The following is a 19,119-nucleotide window of genomic DNA, read 5'->3' as shown; positions in this document are numbered from 1 at the left end:
ATGGTGGGCAGGATCAGCCCCGGTCGCGCAGGATACGCGCCACGCTGTCGATCTTGCGGATGCCGCGCATGATGCGCGCCAGGTGCACCCGGTCCTCGACCTGAATGGTGAAGCGCAGATACTTCATCGAAGCATTGCCGCCTTCGTCATCCATGGCGACCGAGACGATATTGGCGTCCGATTCGCCGATCTCGGCAGCGATGCGCGCCAGCGTGCCGCGCTCGTTGTGGATCAGGATGGTGATGCGGCAATCGAAGCGACGGTTCAGGTCGTGCCCCCAGACCAGCTCGATCCAGCGTTCCGGTTCCTTCTCGTGCAGGCGCTTGGCGGTCTCGCATTCCTGGGTATGCACGATCAGGGTCTGATCCGGTCGCAGGTAGCCAGTCAGGCGATCGCCCGGAATCGGCATGCAACAGGAGGACAACTGCGCCGACGCGCCTTCGCTGCCGGTGATGACCACCGGGTCGGGCTTGTTGGGCAGCATGTGGCCTTCCGGGTCCAGCTGCGGCACGCTCACGCCGGTGTCCATCATGGTCATGATGTGACGTGCCACCAGCGGTGCCATGCGGGTGCCGATGCCGATCTCGGCATACAGGTCGTCCATGGTCTTGGCGCTGGATTCGTTGAGCAAGCGCTCGACGATGTGGGACGGCAGATCCGGGTCGATGCCCAGGGTGTGCAGCGCATTGCCCAGCAGGCGTCGGCCGACGGCTTGCGACTCGACCTTGTTGGCCGTGCGCAGGCGATGGCGGATCGCCGAGCGGGCCTTGCCGGTGCGCACATAGCCAAGCCAGTTGGGGCTGGGGCGTGAGGTCGGCGAGGTGATGATCTCGACGATGTCGCCATTGTGCAGCTCGGAGCGCAGTGGCGCCGGTTCGTGATTGATGATGGCCGAAGTGGTCTGGTCGCCGATGTCGGTGTGGATACTATAGGCGAAGTCCAGTGCCGTGGCGCCACGGGGCAGGGCGATGATCTTGGACTTGGGCGTGAAGACGTAGACCGAATCGGGGAACAGGTCGACCTTGACGTGCTCCAGGAATTCGGCCGAGTCGCCGGTCTGCTTCTGGATGTCCAGCAGCGATTGCAGCCAGGCGTGGGTGCGCTGCTGCAGGTCGGTCAGGCTGCCTTCGTCATCCTTGTACAACCAGTGCGCGGCCACGCCGGACTCGGCCACGCGATGCATTTCGGTGGTGCGGATCTGGAACTCGACCGGCGTGCCGTAGGGGCCGATCAGGGTGGTATGCAGCGACTGGTAGCCATTGAGCTTGGGAATGGCGATGTAATCCTTGAACTTGCCCGGCATGGGCTTGAACAGCGAGTGCAGGGTGCCCAGCGCCACATAGCAGTTGGCGAAGCTGTCGACCACCACCCGGAAGCCATAGACGTCCAGCACCTGGGAGAACGTCAGGTGCTTGTTGCGCATCTTGCGGTAGATGCCATAGAGGGTCTTTTCGCGCCCGTCGACCTGGGCCGGGATGCCGGCGGCGATCAGGGTCGAGGTGACCGATTCCATGATTTTGGTGACCACCTCGCGCCGGTTGCCGCGTGCGGCCTTGACGGCCTTGGACAGCGTGCGGTGGCGCAGCGGGTAGAGGTGCGAGAAGGACAGTTCCTGCAGCTCGCGGTAGATGTTGTTCAGGCCCAGGCGGTGCGCGATGGGCACATAGACTTCCATGGTCTCGCGCGAGATGCGGCGCTTCTTCTCGGGCGGCATGGAGCCCAGCGTGCGCATGTTGTGCAGGCGGTCGGCCAGCTTGACCAGGATCACCCGGACATCGCGCGCCATGGCCAGCAGCATCTTGCGGAAGTTCTCGGCCTGCGCCTCGACCTGGCTCTGGAATTCGATCTTGTCCAGCTTGGACAAGCCATCCACCAGGGAGGCCACGGAGGCACCAAAGCGCTCGATCAGCTCTTCCTTCTTGACGCCCTGGTCTTCCATCACATCGTGCAGGAAGGCCGCCATCATGGCCTGGGCATCCAGTTTCCATTCGGCACAGATCTCGGCCACGGCCAGTGGATGCGAGATATAGGGCTCGCCCGACTTGCGCATCTGGCCCAGGTGCATTTCATCGGCGAAGCGATAGGCTTCCTTGACCTTCTTCAGTTCGGAAGGGGTCAGGTACTCTTCGAGCTTGGGGATCAGATGCGCAAAAGTCGCCACGCCGCTGTGGGCAGCGGCGGGGGCGACTTCGTTGGGAGGTGCGGTGCGACCGGAACCGGCGGCACGTTTGGGGCTAGGAGTGGCTGATAAGGGGGAGTCGGTAGTGGTAAGGCTCATACTTGACCGTTATCAGCTTCATGGACGGACCAGGATCAGGCCGGAACCTTCTTCAGCATTTCCACGCCGACCTTGCCTGCTGCGATCTCGCGCAGGGCGGTCACGGTCGGCTTGTCCTTGGCTTCCACCTTGGGGGTGTGGCCTTGCAGCAGCTGGCGGGCGCGGTAGGTGGCCGACAGGGTCAACTGGAAACGGTTGGGGATCTGCTTGAGGCAATCTTCGATGGTGATGCGGGCCATGTAAAACTCCTGAATGACGGTCTTGCGTGTGGATGGATCGGTCCGGCTTCCCGCCAGGCTCAGATCGCGTGGATGCCCAACTGCGCGAACAGGTAGGCGTTGCGGGCGGCTTGTTGCGGGAATCGGCAGCGGGCTGCCTGGACAATGGCCGTCAACTCGGATAAAGCGACGGCAAACTCTTGATTGATAATAACATATTCGAACTCCGGGGAGTGCGCGATTTCGCCGCCGGCGGCCAGGATGCGGCGGGTGATGACGTGCGGCTCGTCCTGTCCGCGCTTCTTCAGGCGCTCTTCCAGCGCCGCAATCGAAGGCGGCAGGATGAAGATGCCGATGGCATTGGAAAACTGCTTCTTGACCTGCTGGGCGCCCTGCCAGTCGATTTCCAGCAGTACATCGGTGCCGTTGGCGATCTGGTCGGCGATCATCAGGCGCGAGGTGCCGTAGTAGTTGCCGTGGACTTCGGCCCATTCGAGGAATTCGCCTTCAGCCTGGCGCTTCAGGAAATCCTCTGCGTCCGTGAAATAGTATTCACGGCCGTGTTCTTCGCCCGGACGTGGGGCGCGGGTGGTGTAGGAGATGGACAGCTTGATGGCCGGCTCCTGCTTCAACAGGGCGTTGACCAGGGTCGATTTGCCGGCACCGGAGGGCGCAACCACCATGAAAAGGCTGCCGGAAGTGGGTTTTTGGACGGGCATGGGGTCCTCGCTGAAAATGTCTTGAATAACGTGAAAGTCTGCCCGATAAGCCGGGCAATGCTGGCGACGAACTGTGTGATCCGTCGGCGACCGGGTATCACTCCAGATTCTGCACCTGCTCGCGCATCTGGTCGATCAGCAGCTTCAGTTCCATGGAGGCATCGGCCAGTTCCTTGACGGCAGCCTTGGAGCCGACGGTGTTGGCCTCGCGGTTGAGCTCCTGCATCATGAAGTCGAGGCGTTTGCCGACCTGGCCGCCCTTCTTGAGGATGTGGCGGGTCTCAGCCAGGTGGGCCGACAGGCGCGCCAGCTCTTCGGCGATGTCGATGCGGATGCCGTAGAGCGTCACTTCCTGGCGGATGCGTTCCAGCGATTCCTCGCGGGTGGCTACCGGTGCGGCACCGTTCTGCGTCTGCAGCGCCAGTCCGAGGGCTTCGGTCATGCGGTCGGTGGCTTTTTGCTGGAATTGTTCGACCAGTTGTGGCACCAGCGGGGTGATGCGGGCCACGATGGCCTCCATCGCGTCGACCCGCGCCAGGATCACCGCCTGCAGCGCCGCACCTTCGCGGGCACGGCTGTCGACGAAGGCATCCAGGGTCTGCTGCAGGGTCGCCAGGATGTCGGCCTGCAGGGTTTCCTGGCTGATCTCGGCTTCTTCCATGACGCCTGGCCAGCGCAGCAGTTCATTGACCGACAGCGGCGCCGCATCCGGGAACTGCGCACGTAGCTGGTCCTGCAGGTTGGCCAACTGGGCTACGACGTTGCCGTTGAGTGCCTGGCTATTGCCGCTGGCCACCTTGCGGCCGAAGGACAGGCGGCATTCCACCTTGCCGCGCACCAGGCGGCCCATGATGGCTTCGCGCAGCATGGGTTCGACCGCGCGCAGATCGTCGTTGATGCGGAATTGCAGATCCAGGAAGCGCGAATTCACGCTCTTCATTTCCAGGGTGACCGTGCCGGCAGTGGTTTCACGGGTGGTGACGGCATAGCCGGTCATGCTGTAGATGGTCAAGGTCGGGGCTCCATAAGCGGGCGCGGCGCCGGGTAGGGCGCGCTGACAGGTCGGGTTGCGGGCGGGACGGGCAGTTGCGGGGCAAACTCGGCTGCTGCCGCGACGGCAGTCTTGCTGATCCATTACAATGCCGGACTTGAACGTTCCGGCAGCGCCTGTGCGGTCTGCCCGGGATGTCGCCCGGTCGGAGCCCGCATTTTAATGAAGATTGGCGGCGCCGCGCTATCAAAAACATCAAAATGAGCGGTTTTTGAGCGGTTTTGGGCCGTCATCGAGAGGCTAGGCACCCGGTTGCCGCCGTCGATGTCCTCCATCAAGCCTCAGCTCTACCTGCTTAACCCCGACACCATAAATATAGACAAGGATCACCATGACAGCTTCCCATCGCCCCAGCGGCCGCAGCGTTTCCCAGTTGCGCGAGGTTCGCCTGACGCGCCAGTACACCAAGCATGCCGAAGGATCGGTGCTGGTCGAGTTCGGTGACACCCGCGTGCTGTGCACCGCCTCGATCGAAGAAAAGGTGCCGGGATTCCTCAAGGGCCGGGGGCAGGGCTGGCTCACCGCCGAATACGGCATGCTGCCCCGTTCCACCCACACCCGCATGGACCGCGAAGCCGCCAAGGGCAAGCAGTCCGGCCGGACCCAGGAAATCCAGCGCCTGATCGGCCGCGCCCTGCGTGCCGCCTTCGACCTGGAAGCCTTCGGCGAGCGCACCCTGCAACTGGACTGCGACGTCCTGCAAGCCGACGGCGGTACCCGTACCGCGGCCATCACCGGCGCCATGGTGGCTGCCTACGATGCGTTCTCGGTGCTGCAGGGGCGTGGCCTGATCGAAACCATTCCGGTCAAGCAGTTCGTGGCCGCGATCTCGGTCGGTGTCTATCGGGGCGTGCCGGTGCTGGACCTGGATTACCTGGAAGATTCGGACTGCGATACCGACATGAACGTCGTCATGACGGATGCCGGCCACTTCGTCGAGGTGCAGGGGACGGCCGAGGGGGCGGCCTTCGACCGGGCCACCTTGAACAGCCTGCTGGACCTGGCCCAGCAAGGCATTGCCACCCTCAACGGTCTGCAGCGGCAGGCTCTGGGCCTGTAAGGCAACCCGGCCGTCGGTCACCATCGGACGACCTGAGGCAAATCGCTTTACAATGCGGCATTCATAGTAAGACAGCGGGAACACGCCATGTTGCAGCCAGGACATGGCGTTTTTCATTGTCGCGGCTCCTGTAAACCATCCGGACCAAGCATGCAAACCAAGCAAAAGATCGTCATGGCGTCGAACAACGCCGGCAAACTCAAGGAATTCGCCAGCCTGCTGGGCGACATCGGCCTGGACGTGCGTCCGCAGGGCGAATTTGGCGTCCCCGAAGCGGAAGAGCCCTTCGCCACTTTTGTCGAAAACGCCCTGACCAAGGCCCGCCATGCGGCGCGCCTGACCGGGTTGCCGGCATTGGCCGACGACTCGGGGGTCTGCGTCAACGCCCTGGGCGGTGCGCCCGGCGTGTATTCGGCTCGCTATGCCGGCGAACCCAAGTCGGACGCCAACAACAACGCCAAGCTCATCGCCGACCTGGCGGTCCATGCCGACAAATCAGCCTATTACTACTGCGTGCTGGTCTATGTGCGCCATGCCGATGATCCGCAACCGGTGATCGCCGACGGCGTCTGGAAGGGGCACATCGTCGCCCAGGCACGCGGGCAGGGCGGTTTTGGTTACGATCCGTATTTTCTCTTGCCTGAACTGGGCAAGACCGCAGCCGAATTGAGCCACACCGAGAAAAACGCCATTTCGCATCGTGGCCAGGCCCTGCGCGCATTGATCGAGAAGTTGAAATGATCCCCATCAAACCGGTTCCGGCAGACATCCCCGCCGGCCAGGCCAGCGCCGGCCCGGCACAGGCAGCGCTGGCCTTCCTCAAGCCCGGTAGCCTGCAACTGACGGTCTTGCCGCCGCTGTCGCTGTATGTGCATTTTCCGTGGTGCGTGCGCAAGTGCCCGTATTGCGACTTCAACTCACACGAGGTCAAGGGAAGCTTCCCGGAGCAGGAGTATCTGGACGCCCTGCGCCTGGACCTGGAGCAGGCCCTGCCGCTGGTCTGGGGGCGCAAGATCAGTACCATCTTCATCGGGGGGGGCACACCCAGCCTGCTGTCGGCGGCCGGGCTGGATCGCCTGTTGTCGGACCTGCGCACCTTGCTGCCTTTCGACGCCGACATCGAAATCACGATGGAGGCCAATCCCGGCACCTTCGAGGCGGACAAATTCCGCTCTTACCGGGACAGCGGCATCAACCGGCTTTCCATCGGCATCCAGAGCTTCAACGGGACACACCTGGAAGCGCTGGGGCGTATCCACGACGGCGACCAGGCGCGCAAGGCGGTGGAGATCGCCCACGCCAATTTCGACAATTTCAACCTCGATCTGATGTATGCCTTGCCCCGCCAGACCCTGGCCGAGGCGCAGGCCGACATCAGTACGGCACTCGCATTTGCGCCGCCGCATTTGTCGCTCTACCACCTGACGCTGGAACCCAATACCCTGTTTGCACGTTTCCCGCCGGCAGTGCCGGATGAGGACGCCAGTGCCGACATCCAGGACATGATCGCCGAGCTGACCGGTGCCGACGGCTATGTCAATTATGAAGTGTCTGCCTATGCCCAGCCGGGCAGGCGCGCCAGGCACAATCTTAACTATTGGCAATTCGGCGACTATTTGGGCATCGGCGCCGGGGCGCATTCCAAGCTGTCCTTCCCGCATCGCATCGTGCGCCAGATGCGCTACAAGCATCCGCAGGCCTATCTGGAGCAGACCCGCGCCGGCCGGCCGATCCAGGAAGAGGCCGAAATCGGTCGCGACGCGCTGGGCTTCGAGTTCATGCTCAATGCCCTGCGCCTGACCGAGGGTTTTTCACCCAACCTGTTCGCTGAACGGACAGGAATGAGCCTGAACCAGATCGGCAAGCAACTCGACCTGGCCGAGCAAAAGGGCATGTTGTATCGCGACCACGCGGTGATCCGGCCCACCGATTTGGGACGCCGTTTTCTGAATGACCTCCAGGAAATCTTCCTGTCAGGATAAAGCTGGTTGCAAGCTTGCTTTTATCGGGTATATTTAGAAAAAATTTAATTTTAATTAAGTATTCTGCTGGGAAACTTATTTAGAGTTTTTCAAAATGAGAGAGCGTTTCGGCAGGCTACGGAGCGCACCACGATAAAAATATGGCTGTTCAGGATAAAAGCGTTCCGTTTCCACTCGTGTTTTTGCAGCCCGTGGCCGACGTCCATCACGTCTGGACGGCATTGTCGCTGCATATTTCGCCGGCCGTCGAGGATGGCAGCGCCTTGCTATCGCGTTTGTTCAACGAGTTCGATCTGCATGACGCCCTGGGTGGCTTGAACTGCATCATCCCGGTGCGCGATCCGGCGATCTTTGCGCCTGAGTTCAAGCACGAGATTCCCGAGGGGCAACTGGCGCTGCGCGTGCCGGTCGAGCATTGCGTGGACCCTGGCAAGATCGATGCGCTGGACTGGCTCTACAGCCGGGGCTTTTCGATCATCGCCGACGGGTTGCCAACGCAGGGTGCCAGCGTGTTTCCGTTCGTGGAATCGATGGCGCTGGACGCCAGTATCGGCAACCTCCCCGAAACCACCCACTGGCTGCACCGCCTGCGCGGACCGCACCTGGCCGAAAATGTGGCCGATGCCTTGCAATTTGATACCTGCCGGGTGGAGGGTTTCCGCTGGTTCTCGGGCGAATATGCCTTGCATCCCGATAGCCGCCTGTCGCAAAAGAATTCGATTTCCCGCGCCCGCCTGCTGAAGTTGCTGGAACTGGTGGCGCGTGACGCCGACGCCAATGAACTGGAATCCCTGCTCAAGCAGGATCCGGCCCTGTCCTACCAGCTCTTCAAGCTGGTGAGTTCGGCCGCGTTTGGCTTCTCCGCGCATATCACCAATTTCACGCAGGCCATCAATCTGCTGGGACGCCGCCAGTTGCAGCGCTGGTTGCAGTTGTTGCTGTATGCGCGCTTCCCCGGCGATGAATCGGCCAATCCGCTGCTGCCGCGCGCGGCCGCCCGTGCCGCCATGATGGAGGCGATGGCGCAGCGGGTCGATTGCACGCCCGAGGAACTGGACCGGGCCTTCATCACCGGCATGTTCTCGCTGCTGGACATCCTTCTTGGCATGCCGCTCAACGACATCATCGAGCCGTTGAAGCTGCCGGTGGACATCTGCAACGCCCTGGTCTATCGCAGCGGTCGGCTGGGCAAGCTGCTGGACGTGGTGGAGCGCTCCGAAGACGGTCGCATCCCCTTGCGCCATGTCGATCTGGACGCCGCCGGGTTGGATGCCGAGGGATATTGCCGCTGTCTCATCCAGGCCTTCAGTTGGGCCACGCGCGTCAGCACCGAGGCGTGATTACGATGATTTCCTCCGTGGGCAGCGACGATCTGGCATGTTGTTCTGCATTGCTGGACGCCATGCAGAACCTGCACGGCATGGCTTTGCATGCCGCGCTCGGAGGGATTGCATCCGGTTTTCTCAAACGTCCCGGCGGTCGCTACGTGATCGGCATGCCGGGCGAAGCCGGCAACGGTCTGTGCCAGCCGGTGGCGCATGAAGAGGCGCAGTTCGGTTATTTCGTTTTTCCTTCCCTGACCCGACCCTATACCGAGCTGGAGCGCGGCCGGCTGGCGATGTTGGGAGCCTTCCTGGGCCGCCTGATGCAACGGCGCGCCGAAACGGAAAAGCGCGCCCGTTCCCTGGACCAGATCGAAACCAAGCTGGAGCAGCAGGCGCAGATCCTGAATCAGATGCACGAATCGGTCATCACCATGGACCCGGCCGGCTTCATCACCAGCTGGAACCGCGGTGCGGAACAGTTGTTCGGTTATACCGCCCTGGAGGCCATCGGTCGCAATGTACTCTTCCTCTACGAGAACGAGGAAGAAGAGGATGCGCTGCACGACGTATTCCTGGAGCAGGGTGGCCGTGAGATGGAAGTACGGCGTCGCAAGAAATCCGGCGAGGTGTTCTGGGCCAGTCTCTCCCTGTCGGTGATGCGCGACCAGAGCGGGCATCCGATTGGCCTGATCGGCTACCTGAGCGATATCACCGAACGCAAGAACGCCGAAAAACTCATCCATCACCTGGCCTACTACGACGCCCTGACCGGCTTGCCCAACCGAACCCTGCTTACCCGCACGGTGGATCAGGCGCTGATGGAGGCCAAGCATGAAAACATGCATGGCTGCGTCATGTTCATCGATCTGAACCGGTTCAAGCCCATCAACGACACCCTGGGTCATGTGGCCGGCGACATGCTGCTGGTGGAAGTCGCGATCCGCCTGCGCCGCGCCTTGCGCGAGCAGGATGTGGTGGCGCGCCTGGGGGCGGACGAATTCGCGGTGGCCCTGTTCGGTATCGACAAGGATTACCACCCCGGTTTCGTCGCCCAGAAGCTGCTGGCGGTGTTTGACGATCCTTTCTTCATCGATGGTCATGAACTGCGCGTGGGCGCCAGCATCGGCGTGAGCATGTACCCGGAAGATGCCGGCGATACCGAGACCCTGCTGCGCCTGGCCGACATCGCCATGTACCGCGCCAAGCAGGGCGGAGACAACAACGAAGGCGGCTACGTCTACTACAGCAAAGAGATGAACCGCAACACGCTGGACCTGTTGCGCATCGAGACCGGTTTGCTGCATGCCTTCGAATACAACGAGCTGCTGTTGTACTACCAGCCCAAGGTCGACATGCACACCCTGGCCATCACCGGTGCGGAAGCGCTGGTGCGCTGGCAACACCCGGAGCGCGGCCTGCTGCTGCCGGGTGAGTTCATTCCCATTGCGGAGCAGACCGGGCTGATCGTCCAGCTCAGCGACTGGGTGCTGGATGCCGTGTGCCGTCAGGCCCGGGCCTGGAAGGAAGCGGGCCTGGCGCCGATCCGCATCGCCCTGAACGTGACGGCGCGCGAGTTCACGCGTTCGCTGCCCGACCGCGTGCGCGCCGCACTGGGTCGCCACATGCTCAGCGGCGACTGGCTGGAGCTGGAGATCACCGAGAGCATGCTGATGCATAGCACTGATCGTGTCATTTCCATCATGGAAAAGATCTGCAGCCTGGGTATTACCATCTCCCTGGATGATTTCGGGACCGGCTATTCCAGCCTGTCCTACCTCAAGCGTTTCCCCATCAATACTCTCAAGATCGACCGCTCCTTCACCATGGGCATCCCGGACGATACCAATGACTGTGCCATCGCCAGCGCCATCATCGGTATTGCCAAGCAGTTGCGCCACAAGGTCATCGCCGAAGGGGTGGAAACCGAAAAGCAGTTCAACTTCCTGCGCGAAGCCGGTTGCAATGAGCTGCAGGGATATATCTTCTCGCGTCCGATTCCAGCGGTGGATTTCCACGCAATGCTGCTGGAAGGACGCAAGCTCAAGGTGGCGCTGGATGGCGTCGAAACCGGTGAGCCCGGCAGTTCGGGCGATACACCACGCAACTGAGTTCGCCGGCAGGACGGCGACGCGGGTGCGAGATATTGCGCATTGCCGCCGGCACGATCCGCTTCTATGCTGGCAAGCTTGTTGTCACTCAAGTCAGTCTGCACTTCTATAGTGATTTTTTGAATCGCATCACGAATTTCGTCCATCTTTGCGGCGAGAATCTGTTTTTCGCATCGGTCTGCGGGTGGGTGACCTATCCTCCATCATTTTATTTTCGGAAGGAAACAAACATGAAACGACACATTGCCGTATTGGCCATGATGCTGTGTGGAAGCGCCTTGGCCGCCTCTCCGGCCGCGATCAAGGTGCCGATGAACCTGGTCGATGCAAATGGCGTGGCCGCGGCCGTGGGGGAGGTGACCATCAGCGAGACTCCTTACGGTCTACTGTTCACGCCGGCCATCAGCGGCCTGCCGGGTGGTCAGCACGGCTTCCACGTGCATCAGAATGCATCCTGCGCGCCGCTGGAGAAGGACGGCAAGATGGAACCGGCCCTGGCCGCCGGCGGTCACTGGGACCCGCAAAAGACCGGCAAACATGAGGGCCCGTATGGTGAGGGGCACCTGGGCGATTTGCCGGCGCTCTACGTGAATGCCGCCGGCAAGGCTGAGTACCCGGTGCTGGCCCCGCGCATCAAGACGCTGGCCGAAGTCCGTGGCCATGCCCTGATGATCCACGTGGGTGGCGACAACCACGCCGACCATCCTGCGCCGCTGGGTGGAGGCGGGGTTCGACTGGCGTGTGGTGTCATCCAGTAAGCAGAGCGCTCAGAGCAAAGCGTAGGCGGCCACCGCTGCCGCCACGTCAATGGCAAGCATCAACGCGCCGCCCAAGCGGCGCTGCATGTATGCACCGAGCGCCCAGAATCCGGCCAGCAGGGCGGTGCTGATGACCAGCAGGTGCAGGTAGGGTTGTTCATCTGCCTGCCACAGCAACGCCGAGGCCGCCGCTAATAATCCCACGAACTGTAGTCCTGAAAGCCATTGCCGCACGCGTGGCAGCTGGACGTCGTAACGGCGACGCGCGGCCTCAAGGTCGAATGGCGGATACGGTTCCATCCCTGCGGGGCGCCAGCCAGGCGCCTTGAACCAGATCTTCAACTTGTCCTGCCAGCGCGGCATCGTTGCTGCGCTGTGCAATAGCTGCCAGTAGCCGGACAGGACCGCCCACAGCGGATCCCAGCTATTGAGGGGCGTACGGGTGCCGTAGACCACCTGCTCCTTTTCCTCGGCGAAGGTGCCGAACATGCGATCCCAGATCACCAGCATGCCGCCATAGTTCTTGTCGAGGTACTGCTCGTTCACCGCATGATGTACCCGGTGATTGGAGGGTGAGGAAAACACGCGATCGAACCAACCCAGCTTGCCGATGTGCTCGGTGTGGATCCAGAATTGGTAGGCCAGCACCACCAGCCCGACGATGCCGAATTGTTCTGGCTCCACGCCGAGGATCGCCATGGGCAGGTAGAACACCCAGCCGAGCAGCGCCACGGTGCTTTCTTGACGCAACGCAGTGGAGAGATTGAAGTCCTGGCTCTGATGGTGCACCGAGTGCGCCGCCCAGCCCAATGCGTTCTCATGGCCGAAGCGGTGCAACCAGTAATCGAAAAAATCAAACAGCAAGATGGCCGCGATCCAGCCGAGTGCGCCTTGCCAGAAGCGTGCTGCCGGGAAGATGGCCACGGCGCGATAGGTCAGCGAATACAGCCCGACCTGGAACAACTGGGTGAGCAGCGCCACCAACTGGCTGATTATTCCCTGCGACAGGCTGGCCACGACATCGGGCAGGCGGTAGGTGTTGCGGCCGCGTACGTAGCCATAGGTGAATTCCGCCACGATCAACAAGAGGAAGACGGGAATGATGTAGACAATGATTTTTTCCATGGCGGATATTATGCCGCGATGCACAAAACACTGTCTGACAGTACCCTGACGTTTGCGCCCAGCCGCGCAGATGCCGAGTGCCAGAATCTCCTATTTGCAGTCCATGTTGCGACAAATCAGCAGGTACCCCGGGGAGGGGGGCAATGGCGATGAGGCAATAAAAAAGCCCCTGTAAAAACAGGGGCTTAGTAATGCTTGGCGGAGACGGAGGGATTCGAACCCTCGATACAGGTTTAAGCCCGTATGCTTCCTTAGCAGGGAAGTGCCTTCGACCACTCGGCCACGTCTCCACACTGAAGGCTGTTATCGCATTGCTGCGTTGCCTCAGAGAAGACCGAGATAATATCTTCTCATTTGCATCCGGTCAACAGTCGTCTTGCAAATAATCACTGTTTTTTGCCGGTGCCATCCTCGCTGTGGCAGGTGCTGCGGGTGATGCTGATTACTTGGCGCTGTCCAGGTCAAAGGCCTTGTGCAGAGCACGTACGGCCAGTTCCATGTACTTCTCGTCGATCAGCACCGAGATCTTGATTTCGGAGGTGGAGATCATCTGGATGTTGACGCCTTCCTCGGACAGGGTGCGGAACATCTGCGAGGCGATGCCCACGTGGCTGCGCATGCCCACGCCGACCACCGAGACCTTGGAGACCTTGGTGTCGCCGTTGATGGCAGCCGCGCCGATGTGGGCCTTTACGCTGCTGTTCAAGACTTCCACGGCCTTGGCGTATTCCGCGCGCGGAACGGTGAAGGTGAAGTCGGTCTTGCCTTCCACCGACTGGTTCTGGATGATCATGTCCACTTCGATGTTGGCGTCGGCCACCGGGCCCAGGATCTGGTAGGCGATGCCAGGACGATCCGGTACGCCCAGCACGGTGATCTTGGCTTCGTCGCGGCTGAAGGCGATGCCGGTGATGGTTGCTTGTTCCATGTTCTTGTCTTCCTCAAACGAAATCAGGGTGCCGGAGGCGGCTTCTTCGGCCAGCGGCGTGAGCGGGTCGGTCAGAGACGACAGCACGCGGGTCGGCATCTTGTAGTTGCCGGCGAATTCCACCGAGCGGATCTGCAGGACCTTGGAACCCAGGGAGGCCATTTCCAGCATCTCTTCGAAGGTCACGGTCTTCAGGCGACGGGCATCGCTGACCACGCGCGGATCGGTGGTGTAGACGCCATCGACGTCGGTGTAGATCAGGCACTCGACCGCCTTGATGGCAGCCGCTACGGCCACGGCCGAGGTGTCCGAGCCGCCACGGCCCAGGGTGGTGAGGTTGCCGTCGGCGTCCACGCCCTGGAAGCCGGTGATCATGACGATCTTGCCAGCATTGAGGTCCTTGCGGACCTTGGCGTCGTCGATGGAGCGGATGCGTGCCTTGGTAAAGGCCGAGTCGGTCTTGATCGGGACTTGCCAGCCGGCATAGGACACGGCCTGCTTGCCCAGGGCTTGCAGTGCGATGGCCAGCAGAGCCACCGAGACCTGCTCTCCGGTGGAGGCGAGCATGTCGAGCTCGCGACCGTCGGGCTGGGCCATGATTTCCTTGGCCATGCCCAGCAGACGGTTGGTTTCACCAGACATCGCCGACGGCACGACGACGATCTGATGGCCTGCGTCGTGCCATTTGGCAACGCGCTTTGCGACATTCTGGATGCGCTCGATCGAGCCCATCGAGGTGCCGCCGTATTTGTGAACGTATAAAGCCATAGGGGGATAAAAAAAGGTGGCCCGACTTTGACAAGAAACCCTTAGCTAGGCCGAAAGGAACAAACCCTTGACTTTACATGCGGAGCGCCAAAATCTCAAGGGAAAGCTTGATGTGGCTTGCGTTTGCACCGAGCCGGGACGGCAATGGCGGTATGTCGCGCTGCAGCAGAAATGAGCATGGGCAGGCCTCTGCATGCATGAATCTGGAGACTCATGACATGGGAATGCGCACTCCGTGCGTCAATTACGGCTGAAGCAGGAAAAAGGGCTAGGGGGAGGGGGCAATGCAGGAGGAGACGGGCGTGAGGCTGGAACGATTGCTGCACCAGCTGTCATGCGCCCGGTAACAGCTGGCGGCATGGCAGGTGGTGCTGCGGTACTGTGAAGCATTGGTACTGCGGGTGAAGCTTTGCGGCGATGGTGGTCCTGATTTCCAGGGCGGGCGGTTCGGACGCAATCGGGGGCACTCATTCGCGTTCATTGATGGTCAAACGCGGGGGATGCGCCGTGCGGAACACTGCCTGTCCGGAATCGGTCAATGCATCGACCGCTCACTACGTCTGCCCGATCAGGCGCCGCTGTACAGGTTCTGCGATGCGCTGTTGGCTTGTTGCACCTGGCTTACGACTTCCTGGCGGCTCAGCTTGGAGGGAGCCTGACGCAGCACCGGGTACTCATTGCGCGAGACGATCTCATGGTTGGCCTGGGCGCGTTGCAGTTCAGCCTTCACGTCAGCGCGGGTCTGGGTCGAGTGGAACGGGGTTTCCGGCGGATACGGAGCTTCGGCCATGGCGGCACCGGCAGCGGCCAGCAGGGAGGCGGCAACGATAATATTCTTGATGTTCATGATAGGGTCCTCTATTGGGTAAGTGGGTGGAACGACATTGCCCAGATGCCGGCGAGTAAGGCGCTCTCCTTGTGGGAAAGCCCACTCGTGGGCTGCCTGGTACAAGCGGTTGGGGCAGATGCTGCATTGCGCTAACCGATGACTGAAGTGTAAATATTGCGGAGCCAAAGAAAAATAGGTCTAATCGGAATTGACTATTTCTCTTTATGGAACAATCGAGGGCTTGAAAAATGGATCGTCTGCAATCAATGCGGGTGTTTGCCAAGGTGGTGGAGCAGGGCAGTTTCGTGCGCGCCGCCGAGTTGCTGGAAATTTCCAATGCCGTAGCAACGCGTTTCATTGCCGATCTCGAAGCGCATCTCGGCACGCGTCTGCTCAATCGCTCCACCCGGCGCCTGTCGCTGACCGAAGCAGGGCAGGCCTACCTGGAACGGGTGCGCATGATCCTGGGCGAGATCGATGACGCCGAAGCGCTGGTGTCACTGGAGACCAAGCGTCCTGCGGGTACCCTGGCGATCTATGCCAATGCCGGTTTCGGGCAGTCGCAACTGGGCGAGCTGCTGGCCGGCTATGCCCAGGCATTTCCGGACGTGGCGCTGGATATCAACCTGTCCGACCGCTCCATCGATCTGGTGGAGGAGGGTATCGATATCGGATTTTTCAGCAGTCTGCAGAAATTCGACGCCAGCATGATCGTGCGCCAGCTCGGCGTGGCGCGGGTAATCCTGTGCGCGTCGCCCGCTTATCTGGAGCGTGCTGGTGCCCCGGAGCAGCCGGAAGACCTGTCGCGCCATAGTTGCCTGAATTTTTCGCATGAGTACCTGCGCCATCACTGGCACGTCAATACCGAGGCCGGTGTGCTGGATGTACCCATCGTGAGCAAGGCGGTGTCCAACAGTGGCGTGCTGTTGCGCGATCTGGCCCTGGCCGGCATGGGCATCGTCCTGCGGCCGTCATACTCGCTGGGGGATGACCTGCGCTGTGGCAAGCTGGTGCAGGTGCTGCCCGGTTTCGACATGGGGCAGGTAGTGATTTCCATGGTGTATCCGAGTCGCCGTCTGCTGTCGGCCAAGGTGCGCAGCTTTGCCGATTTCATCAGCGCGCGGTTTCCGCGTCCGGAAACTGATCCCTGGCTGACCTGATGCCAGGTGGGGCTCGGTTTCAGCCGATGACGTCGGCGAGCTTGTCCAGCAGGCTGCACTCCTGCTGCCAGGTGCGGCGCTCGGCGCTGCTGGCGGCTTCGCGCTGCAGTTCGGCATCGCTCTTGTCAACCTGCGCCAGCAGGATGCGCTCGGCCAGTCGGGTATCGGGCTCCATGGGGCCGAAGAAGGCCACCGTGGCACCGCGTTCGATCAATAAGGTCGGGAAGTTGTCGATATCGAGATCGCCGACCAGGTCGGCCTGGTCTTCAATATCGATCCAGGTGAAGTGATGCTGAGGATAGCGTTCGGCCCACGCCTGGAAAGCGGCCTCGTATTCACGGCAACTGCCGCACCAGTTCGCACACAGGCAGGCAACGACCCAGGTGTCGTTGCGGAGAGCCTCTGCGAGATGACGGCGGTTGGTCTGGTCAAGTTTCTGGTAGGACATGGCACGGCTATTTTACTCGCTTCATGCGCTGGCGTTTTGCGCTGCCGCATGAAGCTGCTGGATCGCGGTGAATGAACCGAACAATTGCTCACCTCACGGTAAAATAGCGGGATGTCCACGATTCTTGCTATTGAAACTTCTACCGAGCTGGCTTCGGCCGCCTTGCTGCACCGGGGCGAGCTGATCTCGCGCCAGTCGGCCGGTACGCAGACGCATTCCGATGCCATCCTCCCCATGATCCAGCAACTGCTGGCCGACGCCGGCCTGACGCTGGCCCAGTGCGATGCGCTGGCCTTTGGCGTCGGACCGGGTTCTTTCACCGGCGTGCGCACCGCCTGCGGAGTGGTGCAGGGACTATCCTTCGGCAGCGACCGTCCGGTGGTGCCGATCGTTACCCTGGAGGCCGCGGCCCAGGCCTGTCGCGGTCTGGACGAGCGTGCCAGCGACGTGCTGGCGGTTCTGGATGCCCGCATGGGCGAGGTCTACTGGGCAAGCTATCGTGCCCGCGCCGAGGGCGGCTGGGAGGTACTGGCCGAACCGGCATTGGCGGCAGCCGAACAGGTACAGACCGCAGGGCGCCCCTACGCGTGTGGCAATGGCTTGTCGGTCCATGCAGCTCATTTCACGGCGGCGTTCTGCGCCAGCCAGTTTTCGGCGATGTACCCCGAAGCGATGCCCCACGCCCGACAGATCGCGCAGCTGGGGCAGCTCTATTTCAGCCAGGGCCGCGGCTTGCCGGCGCAGGAGGCACAACCGCTCTACCTGCGCAACAAGGTGGCCTTGACCACGGCCGAACGCGAACTGCGTGACGCCGCCAAGGGCACTGCATGAGCGCAGTGCCGGTGCCGCTATCGGCGGCCTCGCATCCGCAACTGGGCTTGCTGCAGTTCGCTGCCATGGGCGCGGGCGACCTGGACGCGGTGGTACAGATCGAGGATGCCGTGTATTCCCACCCGTGGAGTCGCGGCAACTTCCAGGATTCGCTCTACAGCGGCTACCAGGCGCAGACCCTGCGCGAGACCGGGGGGCTGTTGCTCGGTTACTTCCTGGTCATGCTGGCCGTGGATGAAGCGCATCTGCTCAACATCAGCGTGGCGGCAGCGTATCAGCATCAGGGCTTGGGCCGCCTGTTGCTGGATCAGGCCACTGCGGTCGCCCGCCAGCATCAGATGCGGACCATGCTGCTGGAAGTGCGTGAATCCAATACCCACGCGGCCAAGGTCTATCGGCGCTACGGATTCACGGAAATCGGTCGGCGCAAGAACTACTATCCCGCCGCCAACCAGACCCGAGAAGGGGCTATTGTCATGAGCCTGCCTTTATGAATGAAGAAATGAAACAAGATCCCGGCTTCGGTTCCTCCCTGGCCCTGCTCGATGCGCTGGGGATCGGCCCGGTGTGGGTGAGGCGTGAACTGGCGGTGGAGGAAGCAGTGGCAGCGACAACTGCGGAAGAAGCCATGGCGCCGCAGCTCGCCTCCGCCGCCCGGACTCCGGATCCTGAGCCTCAGGTCGCGGCACCGCAGCCGGTGGTGCCCGCCACAGTCCCTGTGGCCGGCTCTCCTGTCTCCAGCGATGCGCCAGCAGCGGCGGAGTTGCCGTCTGCCAGGCCTGCCGCCATCCCCGCCGCGCCAGCGCCGAGGGTGCGTGCACCGGTCGAAGCGGACGGCGGTCCTCCGTCCTGGCTCGACGATATGGATTTCGCCGCGTCGATGGAGCCCATGCTCATTCCGGATGGCGATGAAGAAGAGGACGTCCCCGCAGTCGATCCCGTGATCGCCAGGATCAAGTCCATGGACTGGCCACAATTGAAACAGCAGGTGGCCGAATGTCGTCGCTGCGGGCTATGCCAGGGGCGCAAGAACACCGTCTTCGGCGTCGGTGACGAAAAGGCCAAATGGCTCTTCATCGGCGAAGGGCCGGGACGCAACGAGGATATGCAGGGCGAGCCCTTTGTCGGGCCGGCCGGCAAGCTGCTGGACAACATGCTGCTTTCGATGGGAGTCAAGCGGGGTGCCAACGCCTATATCGCCAACATCGTCAAATGCCGGCCGACCGATGACAATGGCCGCGACCGACCACCTTCGCCACAGGAAGTGGCGGCCTGCCTGCCTTACCTGCAACGGCAGATCGAGCTGATCCAGCCCACCGTGCTGGTGGCCCTGGGCAAGACGGCCGCGCTCTCGCTGTTGGGCCTGGACCCGGCCACGCCGGTTTCGCGCCTGCGCGGTAGCGTTCATCGCTATCAGGATCTGCCGCTGGTGGTGACTTACCACCCGGCCTATCTGCTGCGCACGCTCAACGACAAGAGCAAGGCCTGGGCCGACCTGTGCCTGGCCATGAGTACTTACCAGGCCTAGGCG

19 protein-coding genes and 1 tRNA gene are annotated in these 19,119 nt (G+C 61.9%); 10 read left to right on the top strand and 10 right to left on the bottom strand.

What is annotated here, in order from left to right:
• Window positions 1-13: 13 nt before the first annotated feature.
• From I5R65_RS02585 to I5R65_RS02565, 5 genes are all read right to left on the bottom strand, one after another.
• Window positions 14-2,278, bottom strand: a complete 2,265-nt coding sequence (locus I5R65_RS02585; RefSeq protein ID WP_180668669.1) for a bifunctional (p)ppGpp synthetase/guanosine-3',5'-bis(diphosphate) 3'-pyrophosphohydrolase — start codon at window positions 2,276-2,278, stop codon at window positions 14-16.
• Between the two features lie 35 nt (window positions 2,279-2,313).
• On the bottom strand, window positions 2,314-2,517 hold the full coding sequence (gene rpoZ / locus I5R65_RS02580) for a DNA-directed RNA polymerase subunit omega (protein WP_006462590.1): 204 nt from the start codon (window positions 2,515-2,517) through the stop codon (window positions 2,314-2,316).
• Window positions 2,518-2,576: 59 nt separating this feature from the next.
• Window positions 2,577-3,215, bottom strand: coding sequence for a guanylate kinase (gene gmk, locus I5R65_RS02575; RefSeq protein WP_180668668.1), 639 nt, complete (start codon window positions 3,213-3,215; stop codon window positions 2,577-2,579).
• A gap of 97 nt (window positions 3,216-3,312) precedes the next feature.
• Window positions 3,313-4,227 (bottom strand): YicC/YloC family endoribonuclease, encoded by a 915-nt coding sequence (locus tag I5R65_RS02570; RefSeq protein ID WP_180668667.1) that lies wholly within the window; start codon window positions 4,225-4,227, stop codon window positions 3,313-3,315.
• 122 nt (window positions 4,228-4,349) lie between these two features.
• Window positions 4,350-4,541 carry a hypothetical protein gene (locus tag I5R65_RS02565; protein WP_180668666.1) on the bottom strand — a complete coding sequence of 64 codons (192 nt, stop codon included), beginning with the start codon at window positions 4,539-4,541 and terminating at the stop codon, window positions 4,350-4,352.
• A 56-nt stretch (window positions 4,542-4,597) separates the two neighbouring features.
• Here I5R65_RS02565 and rph point away from each other — a divergent pair, with 56 nt between their 5' ends.
• The 6 genes from rph (at window position 4,598) to sodC (ending at window position 11,499) form a co-directional block, all read left to right on the top strand.
• Window positions 4,598-5,326 (top strand): ribonuclease PH, encoded by a 729-nt coding sequence (gene rph, locus I5R65_RS02560; protein WP_180668665.1) that lies wholly within the window; start codon window positions 4,598-4,600, stop codon window positions 5,324-5,326.
• A 150-nt stretch (window positions 5,327-5,476) separates the two neighbouring features.
• Complete coding sequence (rdgB, locus tag I5R65_RS02555) at window positions 5,477-6,067, top strand: RdgB/HAM1 family non-canonical purine NTP pyrophosphatase (RefSeq protein WP_180668664.1); 591 nt, start codon at window positions 5,477-5,479, stop codon at window positions 6,065-6,067.
• On the top strand, window positions 6,064-7,308 hold the full coding sequence (gene hemW / locus I5R65_RS02550; RefSeq protein WP_180668663.1) for a radical SAM family heme chaperone HemW: 1,245 nt from the start codon (window positions 6,064-6,066) through the stop codon (window positions 7,306-7,308). The genes rdgB and hemW overlap by 4 nt, the downstream gene beginning before the upstream one ends.
• 140 nt (window positions 7,309-7,448) lie before the next feature.
• Window positions 7,449-8,648 carry an EAL and HDOD domain-containing protein gene (locus I5R65_RS02545; protein WP_180668662.1) on the top strand — a complete coding sequence of 400 codons (1,200 nt, stop codon included), beginning with the start codon at window positions 7,449-7,451 and terminating at the stop codon, window positions 8,646-8,648.
• 5 nt (window positions 8,649-8,653) lie between these two features.
• Entirely contained in the window at window positions 8,654-10,741 is a 2,088-nt protein-coding gene (locus I5R65_RS02540) for a bifunctional diguanylate cyclase/phosphodiesterase (RefSeq protein ID WP_180668661.1), read from the top strand.
• Between the two features lie 230 nt (window positions 10,742-10,971).
• The gene (gene sodC / locus I5R65_RS02535; protein WP_180668660.1) at window positions 10,972-11,499 is read left to right on the top strand and encodes a superoxide dismutase family protein; all 528 of its coding nucleotides are present in this window, start codon (window positions 10,972-10,974) and stop codon (window positions 11,497-11,499) included.
• 9 nt (window positions 11,500-11,508) lie between these two features.
• Here the strand turns inward: sodC and I5R65_RS02530 are convergent, their stop codons facing one another.
• From I5R65_RS02530 to I5R65_RS02515, 4 genes are all read right to left on the bottom strand, one after another.
• Entirely contained in the window at window positions 11,509-12,624 is a 1,116-nt protein-coding gene (locus I5R65_RS02530; protein WP_180668659.1) for a sterol desaturase family protein, read from the bottom strand.
• A gap of 196 nt (window positions 12,625-12,820) precedes the next feature.
• Window positions 12,821-12,914, bottom strand: a tRNA-Ser gene (locus I5R65_RS02525).
• A gap of 152 nt (window positions 12,915-13,066) precedes the next feature.
• Window positions 13,067-14,320: an aspartate kinase gene (locus I5R65_RS02520; RefSeq protein WP_180668658.1), complete on the bottom strand. Its 1,254-nt coding sequence runs from the start codon at window positions 14,318-14,320 to the stop codon at window positions 13,067-13,069.
• 568 nt (window positions 14,321-14,888) lie between these two features.
• Window positions 14,889-15,167, bottom strand: coding sequence for a DUF4148 domain-containing protein (locus I5R65_RS02515; protein WP_180668657.1), 279 nt, complete (start codon window positions 15,165-15,167; stop codon window positions 14,889-14,891).
• Window positions 15,168-15,397: 230 nt separating this feature from the next.
• On the opposite strand from I5R65_RS02515, the gene I5R65_RS02510 reads away from it, so the two are divergent.
• Window positions 15,398-16,309, top strand: a complete 912-nt coding sequence (locus I5R65_RS02510) for a LysR family transcriptional regulator (protein ID WP_180668656.1) — start codon at window positions 15,398-15,400, stop codon at window positions 16,307-16,309.
• A gap of 19 nt (window positions 16,310-16,328) precedes the next feature.
• Here the strand turns inward: I5R65_RS02510 and I5R65_RS02505 are convergent, their stop codons facing one another.
• Window positions 16,329-16,757, bottom strand: a complete 429-nt coding sequence (locus tag I5R65_RS02505) for a thioredoxin family protein (RefSeq protein WP_006462575.1) — start codon at window positions 16,755-16,757, stop codon at window positions 16,329-16,331.
• 111 nt (window positions 16,758-16,868) lie between these two features.
• Here I5R65_RS02505 and tsaB point away from each other — a divergent pair, with 111 nt between their 5' ends.
• Genes tsaB through I5R65_RS02490 form a run of 3 tightly spaced genes read left to right on the top strand, consistent with a single transcriptional unit; the run spans window position 16,869 to window position 19,116 of the window.
• Entirely contained in the window at window positions 16,869-17,588 is a 720-nt protein-coding gene (tsaB, locus tag I5R65_RS02500; RefSeq protein ID WP_180668655.1) for a tRNA (adenosine(37)-N6)-threonylcarbamoyltransferase complex dimerization subunit type 1 TsaB, read from the top strand.
• Window positions 17,585-18,082, top strand: coding sequence for a ribosomal protein S18-alanine N-acetyltransferase (rimI, locus tag I5R65_RS02495; protein WP_180668654.1), 498 nt, complete (start codon window positions 17,585-17,587; stop codon window positions 18,080-18,082). Before tsaB ends, rimI begins: the two co-directional genes overlap by 4 nt.
• Window positions 18,079-19,116, top strand: coding sequence for a uracil-DNA glycosylase family protein (locus I5R65_RS02490; protein WP_180668653.1), 1,038 nt, complete (start codon window positions 18,079-18,081; stop codon window positions 19,114-19,116). The genes rimI and I5R65_RS02490 overlap by 4 nt, the downstream gene beginning before the upstream one ends.
• Window positions 19,117-19,119 lie beyond the last annotated feature (3 nt).

Origin of the sequence: Herbaspirillum sp. AP02 (assembly GCF_015767275.1) — a bacterium.
GTDB lineage: Bacteria > Pseudomonadota > Gammaproteobacteria > Burkholderiales > Burkholderiaceae_D > Herbaspirillum.
The sequence above is the reverse complement of the archived record's forward strand: the minus strand, read 5'-3'. Positions and strand labels throughout refer to the sequence as shown.

Coding starts and splice junctions, on each gene's coding strand:
- I5R65_RS02585 (WP_180668669.1), bottom strand. CDS start 2,278: ATGAGCCTTACCACTACCGACTCCCCCTTATCAGCCACTCCTAGCCCC.
- rpoZ (WP_006462590.1), bottom strand. CDS start 2,517: ATGGCCCGCATCACCATCGAAGATTGCCTCAAGCAGATCCCCAACCGT.
- gmk (WP_180668668.1), bottom strand. CDS start 3,215: ATGCCCGTCCAAAAACCCACTTCCGGCAGCCTTTTCATGGTGGTTGCG.
- I5R65_RS02565 (WP_180668666.1), bottom strand. CDS start 4,541: ATGGAGGACATCGACGGCGGCAACCGGGTGCCTAGCCTCTCGATGACG.
- rph (WP_180668665.1), top strand. CDS start 4,598: ATGACAGCTTCCCATCGCCCCAGCGGCCGCAGCGTTTCCCAGTTGCGC.
- rdgB (WP_180668664.1), top strand. CDS start 5,477: ATGCAAACCAAGCAAAAGATCGTCATGGCGTCGAACAACGCCGGCAAA.
- hemW (WP_180668663.1), top strand. CDS start 6,064: ATGATCCCCATCAAACCGGTTCCGGCAGACATCCCCGCCGGCCAGGCC.
- I5R65_RS02545 (WP_180668662.1), top strand. CDS start 7,449: ATGGCTGTTCAGGATAAAAGCGTTCCGTTTCCACTCGTGTTTTTGCAG.
- I5R65_RS02540 (WP_180668661.1), top strand. CDS start 8,654: ATGATTTCCTCCGTGGGCAGCGACGATCTGGCATGTTGTTCTGCATTG.
- sodC (WP_180668660.1), top strand. CDS start 10,972: ATGAAACGACACATTGCCGTATTGGCCATGATGCTGTGTGGAAGCGCC.
- I5R65_RS02530 (WP_180668659.1), bottom strand. CDS start 12,624: ATGGAAAAAATCATTGTCTACATCATTCCCGTCTTCCTCTTGTTGATC.
- I5R65_RS02520 (WP_180668658.1), bottom strand. CDS start 14,320: ATGGCTTTATACGTTCACAAATACGGCGGCACCTCGATGGGCTCGATC.
- I5R65_RS02515 (WP_180668657.1), bottom strand. CDS start 15,167: ATGAACATCAAGAATATTATCGTTGCCGCCTCCCTGCTGGCCGCTGCC.
- I5R65_RS02510 (WP_180668656.1), top strand. CDS start 15,398: ATGGATCGTCTGCAATCAATGCGGGTGTTTGCCAAGGTGGTGGAGCAG.
- I5R65_RS02505 (WP_006462575.1), bottom strand. CDS start 16,757: ATGTCCTACCAGAAACTTGACCAGACCAACCGCCGTCATCTCGCAGAG.
- tsaB (WP_180668655.1), top strand. CDS start 16,869: ATGTCCACGATTCTTGCTATTGAAACTTCTACCGAGCTGGCTTCGGCC.
- rimI (WP_180668654.1), top strand. CDS start 17,585: ATGAGCGCAGTGCCGGTGCCGCTATCGGCGGCCTCGCATCCGCAACTG.
- I5R65_RS02490 (WP_180668653.1), top strand. CDS start 18,079: ATGAATGAAGAAATGAAACAAGATCCCGGCTTCGGTTCCTCCCTGGCC.